The organism is Aneurinibacillus sp. UBA3580 (genome assembly GCF_002375825.1).
In the GTDB taxonomy this organism is placed as follows: domain Bacteria; phylum Bacillota; class Bacilli; order Aneurinibacillales; family Aneurinibacillaceae; genus Aneurinibacillus; species Aneurinibacillus danicus.
On record NZ_DFMZ01000023.1, the window covers coordinates 1 to 961 of the forward strand.

1 pseudogene is annotated in these 961 nt (G+C 52.0%); it reads right to left on the minus strand.

Features of this window, described 5'->3' with window-relative positions:
• Positions 1 to 961, minus strand: a pseudogene (locus tag B2899_RS03345) (pyruvate carboxylase); the annotation flags it as partial.

The following is a 961-nucleotide window of genomic DNA, read 5'->3' on the forward strand; positions in this document are numbered from 1 at the left end:
CGCCGAATTCCTGCTGGCGCTTCTGCATGTCTAAAAATACCTGCGGATACATAACATACGACAGGAGATCGAAATCAGTAATCTCACGCTCCAGCTTTTCTTCAAGCATTGTTTTGATCTCCTCAAAGTCGGCGGACGGCAGCAACTCACCCGGACGGGATGTAAAGTAGTCCCGCCCTTTCAGAATCACACGCTGCAACTCTTCCGGAAAACCGCCGTGCGGCTGGCCGAGATATCCCTGGAAGAAGGTAATCACCGACTCAGGGAAATCGATATTTTCTCCACGCTCATATACGTCCTTTTCCGTCAAGTTGTTTTGTACCATAAACAGCGCCATATCTCCCACCACTTTCGATGATGGTGTGACTTTGACGATGTCTCCGAACATGCGGTTCACGGTGGAGTACATCTCTTTCACTTCGCCCCAGCGGTCGCCAAGCCCGACGGCTTTGGCCTGCTGCTCCAGGTTGGTGTACTGCCCGCCCGGCATTTCATGCTTGTACACTTCAGCGTTGCTTGCTTTCATATCGGTCTCGAATCCGACATAATATTTGCGGACGTCCTCCCAGTAGTCGGCGAGCTTTTGATAGTTCTCGTGATTGAGTCCGGTCGCACGTTTGTCGTGCTCAAGCGCGTAGGCGAGTGCATTCAAGCTGGGCTGCGACGTTAGACCGGACATAGAGCTAAGTGCCGCATCCACGATATCGACGCCAGCTTCGGCCGCTTTTAGCAGCATCGCTCCCGCATTTCCGCTTGTATCATGCGTATGCAGGTGGATCGGAATGCTGATTTCTTGTTTCAGCGCTTTGACCAACTCGTACGCGGCGTATGGCTTTAAAAGACCGGCCATGTCTTTGATCGCAAGAATATGCGCGCCCGCTTTTTCCAACTCCTTCGCCAGGTTGACGTAATACTGCAAGTTGTATTTCTCACGTTTCGGATCGAGAATGTCGCCGGTGTA